The organism is Actinoallomurus iriomotensis, from assembly GCF_030269445.1.
Classification (GTDB): Bacteria; Actinomycetota; Actinomycetes; order Streptosporangiales; family Streptosporangiaceae; genus Actinoallomurus; species Actinoallomurus iriomotensis.
This window is the reverse complement of record NZ_BSTJ01000004.1, coordinates 102,593-128,996: the sequence shown is the minus strand read 5'-3', so window position 1 is coordinate 128,996 and position 26,404 is coordinate 102,593. Positions and strand designations below refer to the sequence as shown.

The window sequence follows — 26,404 nt, the reverse complement described above, 5'->3', positions numbered from 1 at the left end:
GGTCCCGTCATGTCTTCCTACCGGTTCGAGCTGAGCCGCCGGAGCCTGCTGGCCACGGCCGGAGTCACCGTCGCCGCCGGCCTGCTGGGCTTCCGTACCGCCTTGGCCACCGCCGGGCCGAGCAGCTACACCGCGAGCTGGTCGTCGGTCGACCAGCACCCGCCGGCGCCCGAGTGGTACCAGGACGCCAAGTTCGGCATCTACTACCACTGGGGCGTCTTCAGCGTCCCGGCGTTCGGCAACGAGTGGTATCCGCGGAACATGTACATCGGCGGCTCGGCCGAGAACAACCATCACATCGCCACCTACGGGGACCCGTCGGTGTGGCCGTACCACAACTTCATCAACGGAGCCCGCGACAAGGCCGGCAACGTCGTGCAGTTCGCGCCGAAGCTGACGTCCGCCGGCGGTAACTGGGACCCGAACGCGTGGGCGCAGCTGTTCGCCGACGCCGGCGCCCGGTTCGCCGGTCCCGTCGCCGAGCACCACGACGGCTACTCGATGTGGAACAGCAGCGCCAACGAGTGGAACTCCGTGGCGACCGGGCCCAGGCTCGACCTGCTGCGGCTGCACGCCGACGCCATCCGGTCCAAGGGCATGAGGCTGTACGTGTCGCTGCACCACGCGTACCACTTCAACGGCTACTACGACCACGTCCCGGCGCAGTCGACCACGACGCTGAAGAAGCTGTACGGCCAGCTCGGCACGAGCGCCGAGAACCAGCTCTGGTACGACAAGCTCAAGGAGGTCATCGACGGCTACCAGCCCGACATCATCTACCAGGACTTCGATCTGAGCCTGGTGCAGGAGTCCCAGCGGCTGAACTTCCTGTCGTACTACTACAACAAGGCCGTCGCCTGGAACAAGGACGTCGTCGCGACCTACAAGGACGGCTTCGACAACAAGGGCGAGGTCTACGACTTCGAACGCGGCGGCCCGGCCGGCATCCAGACCCCGTACTGGCAGACCGACGACAGCGTCTCCAGCTCGAGCTGGTGTTACACCGTCGGCATCGGTTACTACTCGACCAAGGCGATGACGCACGCGCTGATCGACCGGGTCAGCAAGAACGGCACCATGGTGCTCAACATCGCCCCGATGGCCGACGGCACCATCCCGTCCGGGCAGCAGACGATCCTGCGGGGCATGGGCGACTACCTCAAGCGCTTCGGTGAGTCCATCTACGCGACCCGGGCCTGGAGCGCGTTCGGCGAGGGGCCGACGCAGATGGGCGGGGGGTCCTTCACCACTCCCCGGGAGGGGACCGCCCAGGACATCCGGTTCACCCGTAACAAGGCCAACACCGTGCTGTACGCCACCGTGCTCGGCTGGCCCGGCAGCACACTGACCATCACGACCCTGAGCTCGAGCCGCATCAACCTGAGCAGCCTGGCCTCGGTGCAACTCCTCGACCAGACGGCCGGCTCGTACGTGAACCTGCCGAACCGTAGCCAGGACGGCTCGGGCCTGCACATCTCGACGCCGTCGTCCGGCTCCCCGTTCAGCGCCCTGGCGTACGTGGTCAAGCTGACGTTCTCCGGCCAGATCCCGGCGCTCGGGGGCGGGAGCGGTACCCCCACCGGCTGGGTGCGGATCGCCAACGTGACCAGCGGGCTGGTCCTGGACAGCGGCGGGAACGTCGGGTCGGGGTCAGTGCTCAAGCAGTGGAGCTACGACGGGTCGACCAACCTGCAGTGGCAACTGGTGGACCTGGGCAGCGGCTACTACCGCATCGTCAACCGCACCAACGGGATGGTGGCCGACAGCTGGGGCAACACCGCCAACGGTGCGAGCTGCCTGCAGGCGGCCTGGAACGGCGGCGACAACCAGCAGTGGCGGCTGAACGACGTCGGCAACGGCCGCTACCAGATCATCAACCGCGGCACCGGCACCGCCCTTGACGGCGCGGGCAGCACCACGGCCGGCGCGACCACCGTGCTGTGGACCCCGAACTCCAGCACCAACAACGAATGGACCATCACGGGGGTCTGAGTGCCCTGGCGCGCGACTCCCGCTTCCCGCCTACCTGGAGGTCCTGTCATGTCCTTACTCCCCATCCGCCTGCGGCCGGCCGCCGTGTCCCTGGCGACCACGGCGGCGGCCGTGCTCGCCCTCGGCACGTCGGCGGTCACCGGCACCGCCTCGGCGGCGTCCCTCCCGTGTGACATCTACGCGTCCGGCGGTACGCCGTGCGTGGCGGCGCACAGCACCACCCGCGCGCTGTACGCCTCCTACAACGGGTCGCTGTACCAGGTCCGGCGTTCGTCGGACAACGCCACCCGCGACATCGGCGTGCTGAGCGCCGGCGGGGTCGCCGACGCGGCGGCACAGGACTCGTTCTGCGCGGGCACGAGCTGCGTCATCACGATCATCTACGACCAGTCGGGCCGCGGGAACAACCTGACCCAGGCACCCGGCGGCGGTGCCGCCGGCGGCCCGGACAACCTCGCCAACGCCACCGCCGCCCCCACCACGCTCAACGGGCAGAAGGCGTACGGCGTCTATGTCGCCGCCGGCACGGGGTACCGCAACGACCACACCAACGGCATCGCGACCGGAGACGCCGCCGAAGGCGAGTACGCGATCTTCGACGGCACGCACTACAACGGCGGTTGCTGCTTCGACTACGGCAACGCCGAGACCAGCAACAACGACACCGGCAACGGCCACATGGAGGCCATCTACTTCGGCAACATCAGGGTCTGGGGCTACGGCGCCGGCAACGGCCCGTGGATCATGGCCGATATGGAGAACGGCCTGTACTCCGGCCGGAACGCCGGATACAACGCCGGCGACCCCACCATCAACTACCGGTACACCACCGCCATCATCAAGGGCGAGCCGAACCACTGGGCCATCCGCGGCGGCAACGCCCAGTCCGGCGGCCTGTCCACGTTCTACGACGGCGCCCGTCCCAACGTCTCCGGCTACAACCCGATGCACAAGGAGGGCGCCATCATCCTGGGCATCGGCGGCGACAACAGCAAGGGCTCGGCCGGCACTTTCTACGAAGGCGTCATGACCTCCGGCTATCCGTCCGACGCGACGGAGAACGCGGTGCAGGCGAGTATCACGGCCGCGGGGTACGGGTCGGGCGGTGGCACGGGCGGTTCGTTCCCGACTGGTTATCACCAGTTGGTGGTCGGTAACAACGGCCTGTGCCTGGATGTGTACGGGAACACGTCGACGTCGGGTGCGGCGATCGATCAGTGGTCGTGTAACGGTCAGTCGAATCAGCAGTTCCAGTTCGTGGCCGGGTCGAATGGTTTTGGGGAGTTGCAGGCGCAGAACTCCGGTCAGGTGGTGGCGGTCGCGGGTGGTTCGACGTCGCAGGGGGTGCCGGACATCGTGCAGCAGGCCCGTAACGGTGCGGCGAGTTCGATGTGGAAGCCGGTGGCGCAGTCCGATGGGTCGTGGGCGTTCCAGAACCAGAACAGCGGGCTGTGCCTTGATGTGTACGGCGCGGGGAGCAATGCGGGTCAGCAGCTGGATCAGTGGCCGTGCAAGAACGCGGCGGGTAACAACCAGGACTTCACCCCCCGCTGACCTGGGGGACTCGCGAACTCCGGGGGCGCGAGCCGCAGCGCGGGCGGCATCACTCCAGGGCGCCGCCCGCGCGCAGCGCCGCCTGCTCGGTCTCCTCCAGGCCGAGCAGGCCGGTGAAGCGATGCGGGTCCGGGCGTGTGCCGTGGGCGTTCATCGCTCGGGCTCGCCTCCGATGAGGCGCCGCAGTGCGGGAAGCAGTGCGTCGAGGTCTTCTCCCGTACGGAACACGGCGACGGTGGTGCCGCCGTCGGCGACTCGTGGACGGGACCGGGGGCCGGGAAAGAGAGCGAGCACCTCGCGCATCGCCTCGTCCATCTCCGCGATCGGGTCGGGGGACTCTCCTCGGAGCCATCGGCGCAGCACGTGGTTGTGGGCGGCGACCACCGATGCCGCCATCAGTTCGGCTCTGAGTGACGCCGACTCCGTGGGGTCTCCCATCCAGTCGGAGATGAACTCGCGGAACAGCCGCTGGTAGCGGGCGACGCTGACGATCTCGCGGTCACGGAGGGCGGACACCTTGCTGGTGAGCGCGTACCGCCGGCGTGCGAGGTCGCCTTCGTCGATGTAGTGCAGCAGCACCAGGCGGACGGCGTCAGAGACGGCGACCAGGGCGGTGCTGTTGCTGGTGGCCGACAGCCGATCTCTGATCAGCTGGAGCAGCCGGTCGTGGTCGGGGAAGATGACGTCTTCTTTGGACCGGTAGTGCCGGAAGAAAGTAGTACGCCCCACACCGGCCCGCTCGGCGATGTCGTCGACCGTCGTCTGCTCGTACCCGCGCTCGTCGAAGAGCACGAACGCGGCTTGTGCGAGTCGGGCCCGCGCGGTCGGTTTGCTCATGACCGGCCATCCTTCCCCGTCTCCGCGTAGGGGACCACTTGGCGAGTCTTGTGGTACTCAGTACCATTCCAAAGGTACCCAGTACCAGGAAGGGATCCGGCGAATGCATGTCCCCTCGCGCAATGAGTCCGGGTTGCCGATGCAGCCGATCTATGACGCCTCCACGCTGGAAGGCTTCGACGCGGACGCCAGGCTGGGCGCTCCGGGCCGGTTCCCCTTCACCCGTGGGGTGTACCCGTCGATGTACACCGGCCGGCCGTGGACGATGCGGCAGTACGCCGGCTTCGGTACGGCGAAGGAGTCCAACGAGCGCTATCACGAACTGGTCAACGCCGGCACCGGCGGGCTGAGCGTGGCCTTCGACCTGCCGACGCAGATGGGCTACGACTCCGACGAGCCGATCGCCCGAGGCGAGGTGGGCAAGGTCGGCGTGGCGATCGACTCGATCGACGACATGCGGACGCTGTTCCAGGGGCTGCCGCTGGAGAAGGTCTCGACGTCGATGACGATCAATGCCACCGCGTCGGCGCTCCTGCTGCTGTACCAGTTGGTCGCGGCCGGCCAGGGGGTCGAGAGCCGTCTGCTGACCGGCACGATCCAGAACGACGTGCTCAAGGAGTACATCGCCCGCGGCACCTACATCTACCCGCCGCAGCAGTCGCTCCGGCTGATCAGCGACATCTTCGCCTACTGCCACCGGGAGATTCCGCGTTGGAACACGATCTCCATCTCCGGCTACCACATGGCCGAGGCCGGGGCCACGCCCGTGCAGGAGATCGCGTTCACCCTCGCCAACGCCAAGGAGTACGTGCGGACCGCGATCGCCGCGGGCCTGGACGTCGACGACTTCGCGCCGCGCCTGTCGTTCTTCTTCGTCGTCCGTACCACGCTGCTGGAGGAGGTCGCGAAGTTCCGCGCCGCCCGGCGCATCTGGTCCCGCATCATGCGTGACGAGTTCGGTGCGAGGAATCCCAAGTCGCAGATGCTGCGCTTCCACACCCAGACCGCCGGCGTGCAGCTGACGGCGCAGCAGCCCGAGGTCAATCTCGTCCGGGTCGCCTTGCAGGGTCTGGGGGCGGTCCTCGGCGGGACGCAGTCCCTGCACACCAACTCCTACGACGAGGCCATCGCACTGCCCACCCAGAAGGCGGCGCGGCTGGCCCTGCGCACCCAGCAGGTCATCGCCTACGAGACCGACGTGACCAAGACCGTCGATCCCTTCGCCGGGTCCTACTTCATGGAGGCGATGACCGACGAGCTCGAGGCGGCGATCCTCGAGTTGATCCAGGCCGTCGACGACCGCGGCGGGGCCGTGGCGGCGATCGAGCAGGGTTTCCAGAAGTCCGAGATAGAACGCTCCGCCTACCGGATCGCGCAGGAGATCGACAACCAGGAGCGGACCGTGGTGGGGGTGAACAAGTTCGTCCTCGACGAGGAAGAACCCTATGAGCCGATGCGCGTCGACCCTCAGATCGAGGTCGATCAGTGCGAACGGCTCGCGGCCCTGCGCGAGGAACGCGACAACGCCGCCGTCGAGCGAGCCTTGGACGCCCTGCGCTCTGCCGCCCAGGGCACCGGCAACGTCCTGCTTCCGATGCGCGAGGCCCTCGGGCTTCGCGCCACGGTCGGCGAGGTCTCCCACGCCCTACGTGACGTCTGGGGCGTCTACGTCCCAACCGATGCGTTCTGACCCACTCTCAGGCGTACTGCTCGGGGTAAAATGTGATCGATTGCGGCGGAGGGGCTCGCCGACGAACCGCGGTCATACCGCCAACGGTCCCTACCTGATCAGGTAGGAGGCCGTTTTTCATGCCGAGACCACGTCTGTCTCCCGATCGGCCACCGGCCCGGCCGACCCCAGCCAGGAGACCGTGATGCGCACGATGGATCGCCGGACTGTCATGTACGGCGTTCTCGACGAGCTCGGGACACTGGCGGATCCGGCCGATCGCGAGCGCATCGACGGTCTGCGTGAGCGGCTGGCCGCGGACCGGATCCGCGTGCTCGTCGCGGGGGAGGCCAAACGGGGCAAGAGCACGGTCGTCAACGCGCTGATGGGTCGCGCCGTGTTGCCGACGGGGGTGACGCCGGTTACCGCGGTGGCCACGGTGGTGCGCCACGGAGAGCGGGAGCGGGTCATCGCCCGGTACGCCGACGGGCGTTCGGAAGAGCGAGGTCTGGACGAGCTCGCCGCCCTCGTCACCGAGCGCGGCAATCCCGGTAACCGCCTCGGGCTCGCGAGCGTGACGGTCGACCTCGACGCCGACCTGCTGGTTCACGGCGTGGAGATCGTCGACGCGCCCGGGACCGGGTCGGTGCACGAACACAACACCGTGGAGGCCGAACGCGTCCTGGAGACGATGGACGCCGCGGTGTTCGTGCTGACCGCCGACCCGCCGATGTCGGCCGCCGAACGGGCGCTGCTGGAGCGCGTCGCCGAGAATTCGGTGACGACCTTCGTCCTGCTGAACAAGGCGGACCGGCTGAGCGGCGCGGAGCGGGAGGAGGCACTCGCCTTCGCCGCCGAGCACACGAGCCTCGCCGTCGGACGGGACATCCTGGTCCGGCCGGTCTGCGCACGAGCCGGCACCGGCGATGCCGGGTTCGCGGCATTCTCGCGGGACTTCACGGACTACCTCGCCGGTGGTCGCGCCGGTGACCTGGAGGAGTCGGTGGCCCGGCAGGCACAGCGCCTCATCGCTCGGCTGACCGACGAGGTCCGTCTGCAGCGGCGTGTGCTCGACATGCGCGGCGGCGAGGCGGCACGTCGGCTGGAGACGTTCCGGGAACGGCTGGATGCGGTCGCCGCGCGGCGGCAGGACGCGGTCGACCTGGTCGAAGCGGAGGGCCGACGGCTGCTGGCCGCGTTGAACGATCAGGCCGAAGAAGCGGCGCGCGGGCTGACGTCGCGGATACGGGAGCGGATCGCCACCGCCGTCGACGAGATGTCCGAACCTGATGAGGTCGAACGGGAAGGACGCGATCGCCTGGTCGAACTGACCCGCACCGTCGTGGAGACGTGGCGGGACCAGCGGAGGCGGAGCCTGGAGGAGGGCCTGTCCGAGCTGGACGCCCGGCTCGTCGCCATGCTGGATCGTGAACTCGCCGTGGTTCGCGATGGCGCGGCCGAACTTCTCGACCTCGACCTCGCGGTGCCTGCGGAGGAAGGACGGCTGATCGAAGATTCCCGCTTCTTCTACGTCTTCACCGACGGCGCGGGGCAGACCGAACTGCTGGTCGGGGCGATCCGTCGCCACCTGCCCGGCGCGTTCGGCCGCCGACGGGCACGTGAGCACCTCCTGCGTGAGACGGCCGAACTGGTGCCCAAACAGGTCGGCCGCGCGAGAGCGGATCTGCAGTATCGGCTGGCCGAGGCCACCCGCGCACTCGTGCGTGCGGTCGATCACCGCTATGCCACCACGATCGATCGGCTGGTGTCGGCGGTGGGCGCCGCCACTGCGGCAACCGAGAACACGCAGGCGCGGACGCGTAGGCGAGAGCTGGACGAAAGGGCGGCCACCTTGAGCGATGTGACATCGCGTCTGGCCTCCGCAGCGGACCTGAAGGCCGTCGCCTCTTATTCCAAGTCGTAAGCGTGGTGGGCCTGCGCCAGGAAGGCGAAGTTCTCGTCGTCGGCCGGTACGTCACCGTGCAGGTGCGGCGATCCGGCCCCGCGGCATCGCGGTCGCGGCCGGGTGTCTTCTTCCGTAGGCGGGACTGCGTCTAGTCTGGGAGGCGTCGTACGGCGGAGGGGCTCGCCGTCATCCGCGGCGATCGCCGCCAACGGTCCCTACCTTCAACGGTAGGAGGACCATGCCCGCCCGGCTGATGAACCCGCGCCAGGCCGTCGATCCGTCCGCGCCGCCGCGGACGTGTCGCTCCCTCCGGTCCCGGTCACGCCCCTTCGAGGTCACCCACCGAAAGGCCGATCGTGTCGATTGACATCACCATGCTGCGCGCCATCGAGATCCTCGACTCACGCGCACGTCCGACGCTGTCCGTCACCGTGGAGCTCGCCGGGGGAGCGGTCGCTCGCGCCGGGGTGCCGTCGGGGGCCTCCACCGGTTCCGGCGAGGCCGTCGAACTGAGGGACGGCGATCCGGCCCGGTACGGCGGCCAGGGGGTGCGTACGGCCGTCGGTCACGTCAACGGCGAAATCGCCGACGCGGTGTGCGGCCGGGGTTTCGCCGACCAGACCGCCCTGGACCAGGCGCTGATCGACCTGGACGGCACGCCGAACAAGTCCCGGCTCGGCGCCAACGCCGTCATCGGTGTGTCGATGGCCGTCGCCCGGGCCACCGCCGCCCAGCGAGATGTTCCGCTGTGGCGGTACCTCGGTCCCGCCGGTGTGTCTCCTCTGCTGCCGGTGCCGCACTTCAACGTCCTCAACGGCGGCGCGCACGCGACCAACCCGCTCGACTTCCAGGAGTTCATGATCGCCCCGCTCGGGGCACCTGACCTGGCCGAGGCGGTACGCGCCGGCGCCGAGGTCTACGCCGCGCTGCGCCGCCGGCTGAGCGAGGGCGGGCACAGCACCGGGCTGGGGGACGAGGGCGGCTTCGCGCCGGACCTGAGCCGGCCCGAGGACGCCCTGACCCTGCTCGTCGCCGCGATCGGCGACGCCGGATACACGCCCGGCCGGGACGGCGTCGCCATCGCCCTGGACCCGGCCGCCAGCGAGTTCCGGCAGCCGGACGGCACCTACCACGTGGGCGGCGAGAAGCTGACCAGCGAGGATCTGATCGCCCGCTACCGGCAGATCGTCGAGGACTTCCCCGTATGGAGCATCGAGGACGGCCTGGGAGAGGACGACCACGACGGCTGGGTCCGGCTCACCGAACACCTGGGCGAGCGGGTGCAACTCGTCGGCGACGACAACTTCGTCACCAACCCCGCGGTCATCGCCCGAGGGATCGACGACGGCATCGCCAACGCGTCCCTGATCAAGCTTAACCAGATCGGCACCGTCACCGAGACCCTGCACGCCATGGCCGTCTGCCGCCAGGCCGGCTACGGCGCGATGGTCTCCCACCGTTCCGGGGAGACCGAGGACTCCTTCATCGCCGACCTGGCCGTCGGCTCCGGCTGCGGGCAGATCAAGACCGGCGCACCGGCCCGCGGCGAACGCGTCGCGAAGTACAACCGGCTGCTGGAGATCGCGGCCCACCACCCTGCGCTGCCCTTCGGCCTTCGGCCATGACGCCCGCGTCGCCCGGAACCGGTCATAGATCGTGCGGTCACGTGGGAGCCGCGGCGCGGAAGAAGGTAATGGTCACGGCCGTCATCGAGTATCCGCACCCCACAGGGTCGCGGAGTTGAACCTGGCCGATCGTGGCCTCGGATTCTGATGGATAGTGGCTTGATTTATTTACCGCCTAAAGAGTAAATAAATACCGTTTGTCTGTTTCTCGGGGGATCTTGCGGTAGCTGTCGGCGCCTTCATCCGTTCACACCGAGAGGCCTCCATGAGGATGATTCGCAAGCCTGCCTGGGCGAAGGTGCGCAGGAGATGGCTCGCCCTCCCACTGGCTCTGATGCTGTGTCTCGCCCTGATACCGGTTGCCAGTGGCGCGGTCACGCAGCCCGGCCTCGTACCACCGGACCGCAAATCCAGCTTCGAGCAGGACGGCGTGGCCTTGGTGCGCATCGTCGTACCCGACCAGGCCGGCATCGACCGGCTCCAGCGGATGGGCGTTGACCTGGCCGAGTACACCAAGCCGGTCGCCGGCGGCATCGAGGTGAACGCCGTCCTCAGCCCGCAGGAGTCCGCGGACCTCAAGGCCAAGGGCTTCGACGTCCGTGGCGCCATCGCCGACCAGGCCGACGCGGCGAAGGTGCGCCGGCAACGGTCGCAGGCGTTGAACTCGCTCGCCGCCCAGGCGCAGGGTACCGACACGCTGACCGCGCTGCGGGCCGAGTGGTTCACCAGCCTGCCCGACGGGCAGCGGTTCTTGAACGTCGAGGTGAAGACGAGCGACAGTTCGGCGACCAACATCCTCACCGTCGCCTGGGACAGCGGGCGGGGCACCGAGATCGGCTCGGGCGGGACCGCGACGATGTCACGGTTCACCGACGACGGCCAGTACATGTACGACCGGTTCAACTCACCGCTGCCGGTGAACGTGACGCCCAGCAAGGTGCGGATCACCAGCACGAGCGGTGGCTCGGTCACCGTCTCGGTGACGAAGTGGCTGGGCGAGCCCCGCAAGAAGCCCAACCCGCACTACGTGAGCGACTTCGTCGACCACTACATGGACCCGGAAGAGGTCTATCAGCGGATCGACTCGCTGGCCAAGGAGTTCCCCGAGCTCACCCAGTTGATCAATCTGCCCTACAAGACGAACGGCTACCGCCGCGCGGCGCAGGCGCAGTTCGGCACCGCCGCCGCCAGCACGTTCTACGTGTCGTCGAAGGCGTACGGTTCGGACGGCGGCAACGACATCTCGGTGGCGCTGGAGAACCCGGGCAGCGCCGGCGCCGCCCTGTCGGTGTCCGTCACGGGTAAGAACGTCGTGGTGCACCTCGCCACGGACGCCTCGGGGCAGGTCACGAGCACGGCCGCGCAGGTCGTGGCGGCGCTCGGCGCCGACCCGGCCGCCGCGAAACAGCTCACCGCGAGCACGTACCGGGGCGACGCGGGGGCCGGCGTGGTGGCTGCCGCGCCGGCGACCAGGCTCTCCGACGGCCTGAAGGCTCCCGCAAGCGTCAAGCGTCAGCCGTTCCAGGTGCAGGCGTTGCGGATCGGCGCGAAGCGCAACGGGTCCCGGCCCGGCGTCTTCCTCTACTGCCAAGAGCACGCGCGTGAGTGGGTTACCCCGCTGACCTGCGTGGAGACCGCCGAGCGGCTGCTGCGCAACTACCAGCACGACCCGGCCACCCGGAAGCTGGTCGACAACCTCGACATCTTCGTGGTGCCGTCGGTCAACCCCGATGGCGCCAACTACAGCATGTACGACTACAACTTCCAGCGCCGGAACATGACGAACCACTGCGGCCCGGCGGACTCCGACCCGGCACGCCGTAACGCGTGGGGTGTCGACGTGAACCGCAACTTCTCGGTCGGCTCGTCCTTCGACGGCTACAGCGGCGGGTCCGCGAACTGCCGCGGCGAGACGTACTCCGGGCCGAGTGAGCTGTCCGAGCCCGAGGCCAAGAACGAGGTGTGGCTCACCCAGAAGTACTCCAACATCAAGTTCGCGATGAACACCCACTCCTACGGCGGCTACTTCATGTGGCCGCCAGGCGCGTACAAGCTGGACGGCCGGCAGACGCTGCCGCCGGTCGATCTCGGCACCGAGACCTACTTCTGGTCCGCGTCCGCGCACATCCTCAACGCGGTGCAGCAGTGGCGCGGCACGGCCATCTGGCCCGGCCGCACCGGGCCGGTGACCGACGTCCTGTACTCGGCGGCGGGGAACAGCGCCGACGAGGCCTGGTACAACCAGGGCATCATCGGCTGGGACTTCGAGGTCGGCGCGGACAAGTACGACGCGCAGACCGGGGAGTACGACGAGGTCGGCTTCCAGCCCGACTTCGCCGAGGGCCACGAGGAGGCGATGGAGTTCGCCAACGGCCAGATCGGCATCCTCGAGGTCGCCCTGGCGTACAGCAAGGACAAGAAGGACCCGAGGTCCAGCCTGTCGGTGACCGGCCAGGACGCGAGCAGCACGAAGTTCACGTTCAAGGTGAACGAGCCGGCGACCGTCTATTACACGCTCGACGGCAGCCGGCCGACGCTGAAGTCGCCGAAGCTCGAGGCCGCCGGCCTGCGTGAGGGCGCGGAGTCGCTCACCGTCGACAAGACGACCGACGTGAGATGGTTCTCGGTCGACATCGCCGGCAACGTGGAGAACAACTACAGGCCGGACGGACGGCACACCGGCTACCGCCATGAGGTCGTGAGGGTCGGCGGTCACTAGTAAATGATCACGAGGGAGGCACCGGCTCCGGCCGGTACCTCCCCTCGTCGTCACCGGATGATCACGTCGGCAACGGATGATTCACCCCACGGTCGGCGGGAGCAGCTCCTCCGGCAGGCCCTGGAAGGTGACCGGGACCTGGAAGCGCCGGATCGCGGCCGTGCCGACGGACGTGTGCAGCGGTGCCGTCGTCGCGGGCCACGGCCCGCCGTGGTGCATCGCCCGGTTGACCGCGACGCCGGTGGGCCAGCCGTTGTAGACGACACGGCCGGCGTGCCGGGCCAGCTCGGCGACGAGCCCGCGCGCCAGGTCGGCGTCGGACGACTCGGCGTGCACGGTCGCGGTGAGCGAGCCGGGCGCGGCGGCGGCAGCGGCGCGCAGCTCCTCCTCCGAGGCGTACTCGACGATGACGGAGGCCGGGCCGAAGCACTCCTCCGTCAGCTCGGGCCGGGCCGCGAACTCCGTGGCGGTCACCGCGACCAGGTGTGCCCCGGCGCTCTCCGCCACCGTGCGCGTCCCGGCGGCCAGCCGTTCGACCCCGGTACGGAACGCCTCCGCGATCCGCGGCGTCAGGAGTGACGGCGCCTCGACCGACGCGATCGCCTGGGCCAGTACGGCTTCGAGCCCGTGTCCCGCGGGCAGGAAGAGCAGCCCCGGCTTGGTGCAGAACTGCCCCGACCCGAGGGTGAACGAGCCGACGTACCCGCGCGCGATCTCCTCCCCGCGCGCGGCCACCGCCGACGGCGTGACGAACACGGGGTTGACGCTGCCCAGCTCGCCGTAGAACGGGATCGGGTCGGGGCGGCTGACGGCGGCGTCGAACAGCGCCCGCCCGCCGCGCACCGAGCCGGTGAACCCGGCGGCCTTGACGTTCGGGTCCTTGATGAGCGCCAGGCCCGCCTCCAGCCCGTGCGCGATCGCGAACGTCCCCTCGGGCGCGCCCGCCTTGGCGAGCGCGTCGGAGATGATCTCCGCCGTACGGACCGACGTGCGCGGGTGCCCGGGGTGGGCCTTCACGACGACCGGGCAGCCGGCCGCCCACGCGGACGCCGTGTCGCCGCCGGCGACGGAGAACGCGAACGGGAAGTTGCTCGCGGCGTACACCGCGACGGGTCCGATCGGCAGCAGCGCCCGTACGAACCCGGGCTCGGCGGTGTCCCGTTGGAAGCCTTCCCGGCGCGCCTCGCCGGCCAGCAGGCGCAGCTGCCCGGTGGTACGTTCCATCTCCCCGGTCAGGCGGGCGCGGCCGAGCGCGGTCTCGGCGTCGGCCAGCGTCACGAGCTCGTCGGCGGCCGCCTCCAGGGCGTCGGCGACGGCGTCCAGCAGCGCGGCCCGGTCAGGCAGTGGCAGTTCCGCGAGCGGGCGGGCGGCGTTCGCCGCGGCCACGCCGAACGCGGCGACGGTCTCGGGGGCGGTCTCCGGCACGCCCGGCTCCAGCCGCGCGCCGGTCCGCGGGTCGACTCCGTACAGCAACGTCATCGCAGGTCTCCGTCGGTGGGGAAGCGGTTCAGGGTGCCGGGCAGCCGGGAGCCGAGCGGGGACATGTCCTCGTCCGCGCCGAGACGCTCAAGGATGTCCAGGGTCAGGCGGCCGCGACGCACCCGCTCCCGCATGGCGTTGACGGCCAGGTCGCGCAGGTGGCGGCCGACCGGGTAGACGCCGGGGGTGTTGCGCAGGCCGAACTTCAGGTAGATCGGCGCGCCGCAGCGGATCAGCTCGGCCGCGTCGTAGAGGCGGACGAAGCCGCCGAGGTCGTCGGGGGCCTCGACGTAGAAGTCCATCGGCGCGCCGCTCTGCGCTCGCAGCTCGGCGATCTGCCCGATGGTCAGGTCGCTCGGCACGTTGATGGAGTCGCCGCCGAGCTTCTCCCAGATGGTGTACGCGGCCGGGTTGACCGGTCCGACCAGTGCCGACACCTTGAACGTGACGTCGGCCGGGAGCACGCCCGCGGCACGCAGCCGGTGCAGGGTCCACAGCACGCCCTCGTCGGCGACGAGCAGACAGCGCACGCCGAGCGCCACCGCCCGCTCGGCCTCCTCGACGCACTGGGCGAGCTGGTCACGGCCCCGGGCGCGCGGGCCGGAACCGCCGGACGAGGCCTTGACCCCGGCGCCGATGTCCCAGGTGCCGCGCGGACCGACGAACAGGCACAGCTCGATGTCGCGCTCCTCGCACGCCTTCACCATCTCGGTGATCTCGGCGTCGGTGAGCATCCAGACGCCACTGCCCTGGCTGATGCGGTGGATCGGCACCTCCAGGTGGTCGATCTCCTCCAGGGCGGCGGCCAGGACCTCCGGCCCCTCGCATGAGGGCAGCTCGGTCCGCCAGCTCCCGCCGTCGGGGAACCGGGCCTCCGATCCGGCGGGGACGGCGCTGCGGGCGGGCATGCCGAGCCGGTCGAGCAGGTGCTCGCCGGGATGACGGGAAGGACTCATCACGGACTCCTAGGGTCTAAGAATGATCTTGCCGACGTTCTCGTCGCCCTGGCCGAGCAGCGCGACCGCGTCGGGGTAGGCCTCGAGCGGCAGCTCGTGGGTGACCAGGGGGGCGAGGTCGAGCAGACCGGAGGTGAACGCGCGTACGGCGTACGCCCAGGCCGCCGCCGGAGCGCCGAACACGCTGGTCACCGTCAGCTGGCGGCCGACGATGCTCGCGGGGGAGAGCCCCTCCGGGGCTCCGCCCGGGATGCCGGTCAGCACGAGCCGTCCGCCCCGGCGCACCTGCCGGGCGGCCGCCGCCGCCGAGTCACGGGCGCCCGCGGTCTCCACGACGACGTCGAGGTCCAGCGCGTCGAGCCGGTCCGGGTGGAAGTAGGCCGTCGCGCCGCCCACCCGCGCGACCGGCTCGCGGCCGGCGCGGGGGTCACTGACGACGAGCTCGGCGGGGGAGGAGGCGGCCAGCAGCTGGATCGTCAACAGGCCGAGGGTACCCGCGCCGACCACGCCGACCCGTTCTCCGGGCAGCGGAGCAGCCTGGAGAACGGCGGCGGCGGCGACCGCCGCCGGTTCGAGCAGCACGGCGGCCCTCAGGTCGGTGCCCGCGGGCAGCGGATGCAGCAGACGTGCGGGCACGATCAGGTGGTCGGCGAACGCGCCGGGCCGGGTGAACCCGATCTCGTCGTAGCCGGCACCGCACAGGTTGGTGTCCCCGGCGCGGCATCGGTCGCAGACCTGGCAGTTCACGAAGCCCTCGCCGACCGTCGGCCGGCCGACCAGGGACGGGTCGACCCCGGGCCCGGCCTCTTCGATCGTCCCCGACCACTCGTGGCCGGGGACGATGGGGAACGTCCGGTACGGCTCGGGGCGACCGCCCTCGTACAGCTCGCGGTCGCTGCCGCAGATGCCCGCCGCGGCGACGCGGACGAGGACCTCACCGGGCCCGGGTACGGGTACCTCTCCCTTGACCAGCCGCTGGCGACCCGGCCACTCCAGAAGTACCGACCGGCTCACTTGGTCCTGGCCGGGTCACGTAGGTGCCAGTTGTCGGCGAACAGGTTGAAGTTGGCGCGCTGCCGGGGGAACGCGGCGAGCGCGTCCAGGTCCAGCTCGACACCGAGGCCGGGGGCTTCCGGCAGGGTGAAGTAGCCGTCGACGACCTCGGGGAGGCCGGGCGCCACGCCCTTGATCGCCGAGTCGGCGAAGTCGTTGAAGTGCTCCTGGATCTTGAAGTTGGTGGTGCAGGCCGCCAGGTGCAGGTTGGCGGCGGTCAGCACGGGGCCGCCGACGTTGTGCGGGGCGACCATGACGTAGTGCGTCTCGGCGGTGGCCGCGAGCTTGCGGGTCTCGGCGATGCCGCCGATGTGGGAGATGTCGGGCTGGATGACGTCGACGGCCTGGAGTTCGAACAGTTCGCGGAACTCGATCCGGTCGTGGATGCGCTCGCCGGTGGCGATCGGCAGGTCGGTGTGGGCGGAGACCTTGGCGAGGGCCTTGAGGTTCTCCGGCGGGCAGGGCTCCTCCAGCCAGCTCGGCTTGAACGGCGCGAGCAGCCCGGCCAGCCGGATCGCGGTCGCCGGGGAGAACCGGCCGTGCATCTCGACGAGAAGCTCGGCCTCCTCGCCGATGGCGTCGCGGACCGCCTCGACGAGGCTGACCGAGCGCATCGTCTCGGCGTGGTCCAGCTCCATCGTGCCGGTGCCGAACGGGTCGAACTTCAGCGCCTGGTAGCCGTGCTCGACGACCTTCCGGGCCGCCTCGTGGAAGGCCTCGGGGGTGCGCTCGACGGTGTACCAGCCGTTGGCGTACGCCTTGATCCGCTCTCGGACCTTCCCGCCGAGCAGCCGCCAGACGGGCTGGCCGAGGGCCTTGCCGACGATGTCCCAGCAGGCCATCTCGACGCAGGCGATCCCGGACATGACGATCTCGCCGGCCCGGCCGTAGTCGCCGTACTTCATCCGGTGGACCAGGTCCTCCATGTCGAAGGGGTCCGAGCCCTTGATGTGGTTGACCTCGGCCTCGGCCAGGTAGCCGATGAGCGCGTCGGTGTGGTTCAGCATCCGCGCCTCGCCTACACCGACGAGCCCCTCGTCGGTATGGACCTGGACGAACGTGAGGTTGCGCCAGGGCGTGCCGGCGACGTGTGTCGAGATACCGGTGATGCGCATGTGTACCAAGTGCTCCTCGTGTTGCGGGACCAGAGGCGGGGGCCACCACGACCTCACGACACGCGGATGTTACCGGTCACATCGGCAAAGTCAACGGCTAGAGGGTGGTAGCTCGCGTTTCCGAACTGTGTCTTGACATCAGATTTGTGACCGGTAACACTCCCGGACACGGCAGCGAAATCCAGTTGTAACCCCGGCGTAGCCGCCTGGCCCGACCCAAGGTGGGACATGAGATTCACTAAGATGGCCACGATGGCCATGGGCCTGTTCATGGCCCTCAGCGTGACCGCAGCGTGCGGCTCGAGCACCAAGACCGTCGACAAGAAGGGTGCGGCGGGCGCCGACTCGGCAAAGGGCGCGCTGGTCGGCGTCACCATGCCGACCAAGTCCTCCGAGCGGTGGATCCACGACGGCCAGAACGTGAAGGCCTCGCTCGAGAAGCTGGGCTACAAGGTCGACCTCCAGTACGCCGAGAACGACATCCCCACCCAGGTCAACCAGATCGAGAACCAGATCACCCGGGGCGCCAAGCTCCTGATCGTCGCCTCGATCGACGGCACCTCGCTGACGACCCAACTGCAGGAGGCGGCCGACAAGCACATCCCGGTCATCGCCTACGACCGGCTGCTCACCAAGTCGCCGAACGTCGACTACTACGCCACCTTCGACAATTACAAGGTCGGCGTCCTGCAGGCCACGTCCCTCCTCGTGGGCCTCGGTCTGAAGAAGGAGGACGGCTCCGACGGCACCGCCAAGGGTCCGTTCAACATCGAGGTCTTCGCCGGGTCGCCGGACGACAACAACGCGACGTTCTTCTACAACGGCGCCATGGCCACCCTGAAGCCCTACATCGACAAGGGCACCCTGGTGGTCAAGAGCAAGGAGACGGACTTCAAGACCGTCGCGATCCTGCGCTGGGACCCGGCCACCGCGCAGAAGCGCATGGAGGACCTGATCACCAAGGCCTACGGCGGCGGCACGAAGGTCCAGGGTGTGCTCTCGCCCTACGACGGCCTGTCGATCGGCATCCTGTCCGCTCTCAAGAGCGCCGGCTATGGCACCTCCGGTCAGCCGTACCCGGTGGTGACCGGCCAGGACGCGGAGCTCGCCTCGGTGAAGTCGATCATGAAGGGCGAGCAGTACTCGACCATCTACAAGGACACCCGCCAGCTCGCGGCGGTCACCGTGAAGATGGCCGACACCGTCCTCAAGGGCGGCAAGCCCGAGGTGAACAACACCAAGGACTACAACAACGGCGACAAGGTCGTCCCGTCGATGCTCCTCCAGCCGGTCACGGTCTACAAGACCAACGTCCAGAAGACCCTCATCGACACCGGCTACTACACGGCTCAGCAGCTGCAGTAGCGGGCCTGGGGCGGGCGGCGCCGTGTGCGCCGCCCGCCCCTCCGCCGTGATCTGAAGGGCATGACATGACCGACGACGCGATTCTGCGGATGAGCGGGATCACCAAGGTGTTCCCCGGCGTCAAGGCGCTGCAGGACGTGAACCTGGTGGTACGGCGCGGCGAGATCCACGCGATCTGCGGCGAGAACGGCGCGGGCAAGTCCACCTTGATGAAGGTGCTGTCCGGGGTCTACCCGCACGGCTCGTACGAAGGCGAGATCGACTTCGACGGCGAGCCGTGCCGCTTCTCCGGCATCCGCGACAGTGAGAAGCACGGAATCGTCATCATTCACCAGGAACTGGCGCTCAGCCCGTACCTGTCGATCGCCGAGAACATCTTCCTCGGCAACGAACGCGCCCATCGCGGCCTGATCGACTGGAACCGGACCAACGCCGACGCCGCCGAACTCCTCGCCCGCGTCGGCCTGGACGAGAACCCGGTCACCCCGGCGATGGACCTCGGGGTCGGCAAGCAGCAGCTCGTGGAGATCGCCAAGGCGTTGTCCAAGGACGTGAAGCTGCTGATCCTGGACGAGCCGACGGCGGCGCTGAACGACGCCGACTCCGCGCACCTGCTCGACCTGCTGCGCGGTCTGCGCGAGCAGGGCATCACCTGCGTGATCATTTCTCACAAGCTCAACGAGATCAAGGCGATCGCGGACTCGACGACCATCCTGCGCGACGGCCGCACGATCGAGACCCTCGACATGGAGAAGGACCTCGTGACCGAGGACCGCATCATCTCCGGCATGGTCGGTCGCGACTTGGAGCATCGTTTCCCCGAGCACGAGCCGACCATCGGTGAGGAGGTGCTGCGGATCGAGGACTGGACCGTGCGCAGCCCGACACAGCACGAACGCCTCGTCGTGTCCGGCGCCAACCTCACGTTGCGGCGCGGCGAGATCGTCGGCCTGGCCGGCCTGATGGGCGCCGGTCGTACGGAGCTGGCGATGAGCGTGTTCGGCCGTAGCTACGGCGTCGGCATCACCGGCCGGGTCTACAAGGACGGCAAGGAGATCCGCATCAAGTCGGTCGGCGACGCCATCAAGCACGGCATCGCGTACGCCACCGAGGATCGCAAGCGGTACGGCCTCAACCTCATCGAGGACATCAAGCGCAACGTCTCGACGGCGGGGCTGCGCAAGCTCGCCAGACGGGGATGGGTCCCCGACAACGAGGAGTTCCGCGTCGCCGAGGGCTACCGCAAGAGCATGAACATCAAGGCGCCGAGCGTCCTCGCGGTCACCGGCAAGCTCTCCGGCGGGAACCAGCAGAAGGTCGTGCTGTCCAAGTGGCTGTTCACCGACCCGGACGTGCTGATCCTCGACGAGCCGACCCGCGGCATCGACGTCGGCGCGAAGTACGAGATCTATTCGATCATCAACGAGATGGCCGATCAGGGCAAGGCCGTGCTGGTCATCTCCTCGGAGCTGCCCGAGCTGCTCGGCATCTGTGACCGCGTCTACGCGATGTCGGCCGGGCGCATCACCGGTGAGGTCTCCCGAGCAGAGGCCACGCCCGAGCGGCTGATGCAGTTCATGACCAGATACGATGAGGAGCAGATCGCCCAATGAGCAGCGTCGCACCGGCCCGCCCGGACAAGGGCGAGGCTCCGCCCCCGTCCCGCGGCGGCGTGGCCGACCGGATTTTCTCCGTCAACCTGCGGCAGAGCGGGATCTACGTCGCGTTCGCGCTGATCGTCGCGCTGTTCGCGATCCTCACGCACGGGAGCCTGCTCTCCCCGGAGAACATGTCCAACGTTCTCGTGCAGAACTCCTACATCCTGATCCTGTCGATCGGGATGATCCTCGTCATCATCGCGGGCCACATCGACCTGTCGGCCGGCTCGGTGGTCGCCGTCTGCGGTGCGATCTCCGCCGTGCTGATGGTCAACCACCACGTGCCCTGGCCGCTCGCGGTGGTGCTGACCCTGGTCGCGGGCGCGCTGATCGGAGCGTGGCAGGGCTACTGGATCGCCTACTTCGAGATCCCGGCGTTCATCGTGACGCTGGCCGGCATGCTCATCTTCCGTGCCCTCACGCTCACCGTGCTGGGCAACCAGGGCATCGGCCCGTTCCCCGACCAGGTCCGTACCCTCGCCAACGGCTTCCTGCCCGGCTACTTCGGCAACGTCGGACTGGGCCCGCTGGGCGGCGCGGACCTGTTCACCCTGATCGTCGGCGTGATCGGCGTCGCGGGCATCGTGCTCACCCAGTGGCGGGCCCGCCAGGGCCGCGCGGGGTACGGCCAGAACGTCGGCCCGCTGCCGGTGTTCATCGTGCGGATGGCGCTGGCCGCCTTCGTCGTGATGTTCATCGTGGTGCAGCTCGCGCGGTTCAAGAACCTGCCCGTGGTGCTCATCCTGCTGACCGTCCTGGTCCTGGCGTACACCCTGCTCACCACCCGCGCGGTCTTCGGCCGGCACATGTACGCCCTCGGCGGCAACCTCCAGGCCGCCCGGCTGTCCGGCATCAAGACCAAGTCCGTGGTGTTCCTGCTGTTCGTCAACATGGGTGTGCTGGCCGCCATCGCCGGCGTCATCTTCGCCGGGCGGCTCAACCAGGCCGGCCCGACCGCCGGCACCAACTTCGAGCTCGACTCGATCGCGGCGGCGTTCATCGGCGGCGCGGCGGTGCAGGGCGGCGTCGGCAAGGTCGTCGGCGCCATCACCGGCGGTCTCATCATGGCTGTGATCAACAACGGCATGTCCCTGCTGGGCGCGCCCAGCGAGCGGGTCATGTTGATCAAGGGCCTGGTGCTGCTCGCCGCGGTCGCGTTCGACGTTTGGGCAAAGCGCCGGGCCGGCACCTCCCGATAAATAGGATCAATCCCATGACCACAGAGCCCGACGACCGGGGCGACGCGCGGGTCACGGCGCGCCCCGGCCTTCGGGACGTGGCCAAGCTCGCCGGGGTGTCGCACCAGACCGTGTCCCGGGTCTTCAAGGATCACCCGAGGGTGAGCACGGAGACCCGGGCGAAGGTCCTCGCCGCGGCCGCCCAGCTGGACTTCCGGCCCAACGCGTTCGCCCGTGCCCTGGCCACCGGCCGGTCGCGCACACTCGGCGTGGTCAGCTTCGACGCGACCCAGTTCGGGCCCGCCTCGATGATCAGTGAGATCGAGCGCTGCGCGCGGGAGGCCGACTACTTCACCAGCGTCATCGCGCTGCAGTCGACCAGCGAGCGTTCGATCGCCGAGGCGGCCGAGCGGCTGCGCGGCCAGGGCGTGGACGGGCTCATCGTGATCCCCGGCCATGCCCCGCTGACCCAGACCATCAAGCACCTGCCGCGGGACCTGCCCGTCGTGGTCATGGAGAGCGAGACGATCGTCCCGGCCGTCGGGGTGGACCAGTACACCGGGCCGAAGGCGGCCACCCGCTACCTCCTCGACCTCGGCCACCGGACCGTGCACCACCTGCCCGGCCCGATGTCGTGGCTGGAGGCGCGTGAGCGCCACCGCGGCTGGCGCGACGCGCTGACCGATGCCGGAGCACCGGTGCCGCCGACCATCCCCGGCGACTGGAGCGCCGGGTCGGGATACGAGCGCGGCCTGGCGCTGGCGGCGGACCCGAAGGTCACGGCGGTGTTCGCGGCCAACGACCAGAACGCTCTGGGCCTGCTGCGCGCCCTGCATGAGGCGGGCCGCAGGGTGCCCGAGGACGTCAGCGTGATCGGCTTCGACGACATCCCCGAGGCGGCGTACTTCATCCCGCCGCTCACCACGATCCGCCAGGACTTCGCCGCCGTCGGCCGGTCCAGCGTGAACCTGCTGCTCGAGCAGATCGAGAGCGGTCGCCGCAGCGACAACAAGATCATCATTTCTACCGAGCTGGTCAGCCGGAACAGCGCCGGGCGGGCACCCGCGTAGCCCGGCCCATCCCCGCGCTCGCTGCCCCGTGAAAGGAAGACCATGTCGGCCCATGCCGTCACCGCGTCCACCGCTCGTACGTCCGTGCGGCTCGCGGATGGAAGAGAGATCATCTACTTCGACGACGCGCCCGGGCAGGATCGTTCCACACCCGACCGGCGGGACCTGCCCCCGTACGCGCCCGCCGCCGAGCTGCGCTATGACGTGCTGCACGGCGAGGAGGTCCTCGTCGCCGCCCACCGGCAGAACCGCACCTACCAGCCGGCGCCCGGCGAGTGCCCGCTGTGCCCCTCTCACGGTGACCACCTCAGCGAAATCCCGGCCGCCGACTACGACGTGGTGTCGTTCGAGAACCGCTTCCCCTCGCTCGGCGGCTCGGCCGGCGGACGCTGCGAGGTGCTGTGCTTCACCAGCTACCACGACGGGTCCTTCGCGGCACTTCCGCCGGAACGGCTGGCCACCGTCGGCCGCGCCTGGGCCGACCGTACGGCGGCCCTCGCGAAGCGCCCCGACGTGGAGTACGTCTTCTTGTTCGAGAACCGCGGTGCGGCGATCGGCGCCACCCTGCCGCACCCGCACGGCCAGATCTACGCCTTCCCGTATGTCCCGCCCACCCCGCGCCGGATGCTCGCCGCCGCCGAGTGGTTCTTCGAGGAGCACGGCCGATGCCTGATGTGCGAGGTGGTCGCGCGCGAAGCCGCCGGGCCCCGCGTCGTGGCCGAGACCGATGCCTTCCTCGCCTACGTGCCCGAGGCCGCCCGCTGGCCGTACGAGGTCTACGTCGCCCCGCGCGCCTGCGTTCCCGACCTGCCCGCCCTCGACGCCGCACGGCGCGACGAGCTCATGCGCCTGTACGCCGACGTGCTGCGCCGCTTCGACGCTCTCTACGAGCACCCGACGCCGTACATGGCCTGCTGGTACCAGGCCCCGGCTCGTACGAAGCGCGACGCGGCGCACCTGTGCGCCCGCGTTTACACGCCCCAGCGCACCGCCGACAAACTGAAGTTCCTCGCCACGAGCGAGACCGGCGGCGGCGCGTACATCAACGACGTGCTCCCCGATGCCGCCGCCGCGCGCCTCCGCGAGCTGTGAGCCGCTGCTTCATGCTCGACCTGTACGGGCCTGTTTCCGCTGGTCGGATCCAACCAGTCCGCATGCTCCAAGCTGTCGGTCACGACGAACTTTTCGGATGGCATCGTGCCTAGCATCACCACGCATGGGCAACCTTGATGACATCCAGGCCTGGCTCGACGAGCGGCTTCCACAGTTGCTCGAAGAGCACGATGTTCCGGGCGCGGGCTGGGCCGTTGCGCAGGGCGACCAGGTGGCCGACGGAGCAGCGGGGTCGCTCAGCAAGGCGACCGGGGTGGAGGCGACCGCGGATTCGGTCTTTCAGATCGGATCGATCACCAAACTCTGGACCAGCACGCTGGTCATGCAGCTGGCCGACGAAGGCAAGATCGACATCGACCGGCCGGTGCGCAGTCATCTGCCGGAGTTCCGCATCGCCGACGACGAGGCGGCCGCGCGGATCACCGTCCGGCAGCTCCTCAACCACACCGCCGGGTTCGAGGGGGATGTCTTCACCGACACCGGGGTGGGCGACGACTGTCTCGAGAAGTACGTCGCGACCCTGCACGAGGTGCCGCAGCTGTTCCCGCCCGGTGAGCAGTTCTCGTACAACAACGCCGGCTACTGCGTGCTCGGCCGGCTCGTCGAGGTGCTGCGAGGGCAGCCGTACGACGCGTGCCTGCGCGAACACCTCATCGCGCCGCTCGGGCTCACCCACACCGCCACCGGGCCCTATGAGGCGATCATGTTCCGCGCCGCGGTGGGCCACATCGAGATGGAACCGGGCGCCGGCTACGTGCCGGCGCCGATGTGGGCCATGGCGCGGTCGAACGCACCGGCCGGCTCGATGCTCGCGATGCGGCCGCGGGACCTGGTCGCCTTCGCGCGGATGCATCTCGAGGACGGCCTGACGGCCTACGGCGCCCAGGTGCTGGCTCCGGGGACCGCCGCACGGATGCACGACCGGGAGGTCGACCTGCCCGAGCTCGGCCTCATGGGGACCTCGTGGGGCCTGGGATTCGAACGGTTCGACACGCCGGCCGGCACCATCATCGGTCATGACGGCAACACCATCGGCCAGGCCGCCTTCCTCCGGATGGTCCCCGAGGCCGGGCTGGCCGTCGCGCTGCTGACCAACGGCGGCGACGCCGTCTCGCTCCACCGCGACGTCGTGGGCCACGTGCTCGGCGAGCTCACCGCGGTCGGTCTGCCCGCCCTCCCCGTCCCGCCCGCGGAGCCCCGGCGGATCGACGCGGAGCGGTACGTCGGCACCTACTCGGCTCAGGTCTTCGACCTCACCGTCAGCCAGGACGACGACCAGCGGATCTGGATCGAACAGACGCCCAAGGGCGTCTTCGAGGAGATGGGCGGGCGGGCCGAGCGGACCGAACTCGTCCACTACCGCGACGACATGCTGATTCCGGTGCAAGCCGATCGCGGCATGCACATGCCGCACGCGTTCATAGGCGACGACGGCACCGGCCATGCGCTGTACCTGCACCTCGGCCGCGCGGTCCGCCGCGCCGGCGCCTGACCACCGAACCCCGTCACGGAACGGAACAGCCATGAAGCCGACCACTCTGGGCCTTTGTCTCACCCTGGCCGCAGCCGCGCTCACCGGCTGCGGGGGCACCTCGAACAGCGGCGGGAAGGCGAAGGTCGTCGACGGGGGCACCTTCACCTTCGGGCTCTCCTCGGACCCGGGCGGCCTGGACCCCCAGATGGGCGCGGGCAGCTCTCTGTTCACCGTCACCAAGTTCGCCTACGACGCGTTGGTCAGCGTCGACGGCGGTACCGGCAAGATCCAGTCGGCGTTGGCCAAGAGCTGGCAGGTCAAGGGCAAAACGGTCACGCTGACGCTGGCCGACGGCATCACCTGTTCCGACGGCACCCGCCTCACCGCCTCCGACGTGGCGAAGAACCTCAACTTCGTCGCCGATCCGAAGAGCAAGAGCCCCTTCCTCGGTGCCTTCCTCCCGGCCGGAGCCAAGGCGAAGGGCGACGACGCCACCCGTGTCGTGACGCTCACGCTGGCCGGACCGGCCCCGTTCGTCCTCAACGGACTTTCCGGACTGCCGATCGTCTGCCCGAGCGGCATGGCGAGCCGGTCCTCGCTGAAGACGGCGACGGCCGGCACCGGACCCTACAAGCTGATCCAGGCCGCGCCCGGTGACCACTACACGTACGCGATCCGCGACGGCTACACGTGGGGTCCGAACGGCGCGACGACCGCGACCAAGGGACTGCCGAAGACCGTCGTGATCAAGGTGGTCGAGAACGAGACGACAGCGGCGAACCTGCTGCTTTCGGGTGGCCTGAACGGCGCCCAGATCGTCGGGTCGGATGCCGTACGGCTGGAGAAGGCGGGCCTGTACGCGGCCAAGACCCCGGCTCTGGTGGGGGAGCAGTGGTACAACCAGCACGCGGGCCGGCCCACCAGCGATCCCAGAGTCCGGAAGGCACTGACGCAGGCGCTGGACCTCGGCCAGCTGCAGAAGGTTCTCACGTCGGGTCGCGGCACCGCGGCGACCACGCTGGCCGCGAGCGAACCGGTCGCCTGTCACGGCGACTCGGTCTCCCACGCCCTGCCGGCCGGCGACCCGCAGGCGGCGGGCGCCCTGCTCGACCAGGCGGGCTGGACCAGGGGAAGCGACGGCAGGCGTACCAAGGGCGGCAAGCCGCTGCGGCTGACCCTCCTCTACCAGAACAACAGCGGCAGCGCTGGCGACGCCGCGGCCGAACTCGAGGTGAAGCAGTGGAAGGCGATCGGCGTTGAGGCCACCGCGCACAGCCAGAACGAGACGACGCTGACCGGCACGATCTTCGGTGCCGGGAACTGGGACGTCGCCTGGGTCCCGGTCAACGTCAACACCCCGGACCAACTCGTGCCCTTCCTCTCCGGGCCGGCGGCGCCGCAGGGGAACAACTTCGCCGCGATCTCCGATCCGGCCTACGACACGGCGGTGAAGTCGGCGATGGCGATCCAGGGCGACGCCGGGTGCCGCGACTGGCTCGCCGCGGAGTCCGGCTTGATCGCCAAGGCGGACATCGTGCCGTTCGCCGGCGATGTCGTGCACACGTTCGGCAAGGCGGCGACGTTCCAGACGCCTGGACATCTCGTCCCGACCAGCATCCGCATGCTGGCGAAGTAGCGAAC

The 26,404-nt window shown here is 69.4% G+C and carries 18 protein-coding genes; 13 read left to right on the top strand and 5 right to left on the bottom strand.

Annotated features, from left to right (window positions below):
- Positions 1–9: 9 nt before the first annotated feature.
- Both QSK37_RS17965 and QSK37_RS17960 read left to right on the top strand, forming a co-directional pair.
- A complete protein-coding gene (locus QSK37_RS17965; protein WP_285622277.1) occupies positions 10–1,992 on the top strand; it encodes an alpha-L-fucosidase in 1,983 nt (660 codons plus the stop codon).
- A 48-nt stretch (positions 1,993–2,040) separates the two neighbouring features.
- The gene (locus tag QSK37_RS17960) at positions 2,041–3,546 is read left to right on the top strand and encodes an arabinofuranosidase catalytic domain-containing protein (RefSeq protein ID WP_285622275.1); all 1,506 of its coding nucleotides are present in this window, start codon (positions 2,041–2,043) and stop codon (positions 3,544–3,546) included.
- A gap of 150 nt (positions 3,547–3,696) precedes the next feature.
- Here the strand turns inward: QSK37_RS17960 and QSK37_RS17955 are convergent, their stop codons facing one another.
- Positions 3,697–4,383, bottom strand: coding sequence for a TetR/AcrR family transcriptional regulator (locus QSK37_RS17955; RefSeq protein ID WP_285622274.1), 687 nt, complete (start codon positions 4,381–4,383; stop codon positions 3,697–3,699).
- Positions 4,384–4,516: 133 nt separating this feature from the next.
- On the opposite strand from QSK37_RS17955, the gene QSK37_RS17950 reads away from it, so the two are divergent.
- From QSK37_RS17950 to QSK37_RS17935, 4 genes are all read left to right on the top strand, one after another.
- Positions 4,517–6,073 (top strand): acyl-CoA mutase large subunit family protein, encoded by a 1,557-nt coding sequence (locus QSK37_RS17950; protein ID WP_285622272.1) that lies wholly within the window; start codon positions 4,517–4,519, stop codon positions 6,071–6,073.
- Positions 6,074–6,257: 184 nt separating this feature from the next.
- Positions 6,258–7,976 (top strand): dynamin family protein, encoded by a 1,719-nt coding sequence (locus QSK37_RS17945; protein ID WP_285622269.1) that lies wholly within the window; start codon positions 6,258–6,260, stop codon positions 7,974–7,976.
- Between the two features lie 338 nt (positions 7,977–8,314).
- The gene (eno, locus tag QSK37_RS17940) at positions 8,315–9,583 is read left to right on the top strand and encodes a phosphopyruvate hydratase (protein ID WP_285622267.1); all 1,269 of its coding nucleotides are present in this window, start codon (positions 8,315–8,317) and stop codon (positions 9,581–9,583) included.
- A gap of 430 nt (positions 9,584–10,013) precedes the next feature.
- Entirely contained in the window at positions 10,014–12,302 is a 2,289-nt protein-coding gene (locus QSK37_RS17935; RefSeq protein ID WP_285622265.1) for a M14 family metallopeptidase, read from the top strand.
- 81 nt (positions 12,303–12,383) lie between these two features.
- On the opposite strand, the gene QSK37_RS17930 is transcribed toward QSK37_RS17935, so the two are convergent.
- From QSK37_RS17930 to QSK37_RS17915, 4 genes are read right to left on the bottom strand one after another with little or no spacing between them, the layout of a single operon-like run.
- Positions 12,384–13,781: an aldehyde dehydrogenase (NADP(+)) gene (locus QSK37_RS17930; RefSeq protein WP_285622262.1), complete on the bottom strand. Its 1,398-nt coding sequence runs from the start codon at positions 13,779–13,781 to the stop codon at positions 12,384–12,386.
- On the bottom strand, positions 13,778–14,737 hold the full coding sequence (locus tag QSK37_RS17925) for a PH domain-containing protein (RefSeq protein WP_285622259.1): 960 nt from the start codon (positions 14,735–14,737) through the stop codon (positions 13,778–13,780). The genes QSK37_RS17930 and QSK37_RS17925 overlap by 4 nt, the downstream gene beginning before the upstream one ends.
- Positions 14,738–14,746: 9 nt before the next feature.
- On the bottom strand, positions 14,747–15,751 hold the full coding sequence (locus QSK37_RS17920; protein WP_285622254.1) for a zinc-dependent alcohol dehydrogenase: 1,005 nt from the start codon (positions 15,749–15,751) through the stop codon (positions 14,747–14,749).
- Positions 15,748–16,905, bottom strand: a complete 1,158-nt coding sequence (locus QSK37_RS17915) for a mandelate racemase/muconate lactonizing enzyme family protein (protein ID WP_285622252.1) — start codon at positions 16,903–16,905, stop codon at positions 15,748–15,750. The genes QSK37_RS17920 and QSK37_RS17915 overlap by 4 nt, the downstream gene beginning before the upstream one ends.
- A gap of 228 nt (positions 16,906–17,133) precedes the next feature.
- Between QSK37_RS17915 and chvE the strand changes: the two genes are divergently transcribed.
- The 7 genes from chvE (at position 17,134) to QSK37_RS17880 (ending at position 26,399) form a co-directional block, all read left to right on the top strand.
- Positions 17,134–18,270, top strand: a complete 1,137-nt coding sequence (chvE, locus tag QSK37_RS17910; RefSeq protein ID WP_285622250.1) for a multiple monosaccharide ABC transporter substrate-binding protein — start codon at positions 17,134–17,136, stop codon at positions 18,268–18,270.
- Between the two features lie 65 nt (positions 18,271–18,335).
- On the top strand, positions 18,336–19,883 hold the full coding sequence (mmsA, locus tag QSK37_RS17905) for a multiple monosaccharide ABC transporter ATP-binding protein (protein ID WP_285578872.1): 1,548 nt from the start codon (positions 18,336–18,338) through the stop codon (positions 19,881–19,883).
- Positions 19,880–21,127 carry a multiple monosaccharide ABC transporter permease gene (gene mmsB / locus QSK37_RS17900; protein ID WP_285578870.1) on the top strand — a complete coding sequence of 416 codons (1,248 nt, stop codon included), beginning with the start codon at positions 19,880–19,882 and terminating at the stop codon, positions 21,125–21,127. Before mmsA ends, mmsB begins: the two co-directional genes overlap by 4 nt.
- Before the next feature lie 14 nt (positions 21,128–21,141).
- Positions 21,142–22,176: a LacI family DNA-binding transcriptional regulator gene (locus QSK37_RS17895; protein WP_285622249.1), complete on the top strand. Its 1,035-nt coding sequence runs from the start codon at positions 21,142–21,144 to the stop codon at positions 22,174–22,176.
- A gap of 42 nt (positions 22,177–22,218) precedes the next feature.
- Positions 22,219–23,268, top strand: coding sequence for a galactose-1-phosphate uridylyltransferase (gene galT, locus QSK37_RS17890; protein ID WP_285622247.1), 1,050 nt, complete (start codon positions 22,219–22,221; stop codon positions 23,266–23,268).
- Between the two features lie 124 nt (positions 23,269–23,392).
- On the top strand, positions 23,393–24,781 hold the full coding sequence (locus QSK37_RS17885) for a serine hydrolase domain-containing protein (protein ID WP_285622244.1): 1,389 nt from the start codon (positions 23,393–23,395) through the stop codon (positions 24,779–24,781).
- Positions 24,782–24,812: 31 nt separating this feature from the next.
- Entirely contained in the window at positions 24,813–26,399 is a 1,587-nt protein-coding gene (locus tag QSK37_RS17880) for an ABC transporter substrate-binding protein (RefSeq protein ID WP_285622242.1), read from the top strand.
- Positions 26,400–26,404: the final 5 nt, after the last annotated feature.

Coding starts and splice junctions, on each gene's coding strand:
- QSK37_RS17965 (WP_285622277.1), top strand. CDS start 10: ATGTCTTCCTACCGGTTCGAGCTGAGCCGCCGGAGCCTGCTGGCCACG.
- QSK37_RS17960 (WP_285622275.1), top strand. CDS start 2,041: ATGTCCTTACTCCCCATCCGCCTGCGGCCGGCCGCCGTGTCCCTGGCG.
- QSK37_RS17955 (WP_285622274.1), bottom strand. CDS start 4,383: ATGAGCAAACCGACCGCGCGGGCCCGACTCGCACAAGCCGCGTTCGTG.
- QSK37_RS17945 (WP_285622269.1), top strand. CDS start 6,258: ATGCGCACGATGGATCGCCGGACTGTCATGTACGGCGTTCTCGACGAG.
- QSK37_RS17930 (WP_285622262.1), bottom strand. CDS start 13,781: ATGACGTTGCTGTACGGAGTCGACCCGCGGACCGGCGCGCGGCTGGAG.
- QSK37_RS17925 (WP_285622259.1), bottom strand. CDS start 14,737: ATGAGTCCTTCCCGTCATCCCGGCGAGCACCTGCTCGACCGGCTCGGC.
- QSK37_RS17915 (WP_285622252.1), bottom strand. CDS start 16,905: ATGCGCATCACCGGTATCTCGACACACGTCGCCGGCACGCCCTGGCGC.
- chvE (WP_285622250.1), top strand. CDS start 17,134: ATGAGATTCACTAAGATGGCCACGATGGCCATGGGCCTGTTCATGGCC.
- mmsA (WP_285578872.1), top strand. CDS start 18,336: ATGACCGACGACGCGATTCTGCGGATGAGCGGGATCACCAAGGTGTTC.
- mmsB (WP_285578870.1), top strand. CDS start 19,880: ATGAGCAGCGTCGCACCGGCCCGCCCGGACAAGGGCGAGGCTCCGCCC.
- QSK37_RS17895 (WP_285622249.1), top strand. CDS start 21,142: ATGACCACAGAGCCCGACGACCGGGGCGACGCGCGGGTCACGGCGCGC.
- galT (WP_285622247.1), top strand. CDS start 22,219: ATGTCGGCCCATGCCGTCACCGCGTCCACCGCTCGTACGTCCGTGCGG.
- QSK37_RS17885 (WP_285622244.1), top strand. CDS start 23,393: ATGGGCAACCTTGATGACATCCAGGCCTGGCTCGACGAGCGGCTTCCA.
- QSK37_RS17880 (WP_285622242.1), top strand. CDS start 24,813: ATGAAGCCGACCACTCTGGGCCTTTGTCTCACCCTGGCCGCAGCCGCG.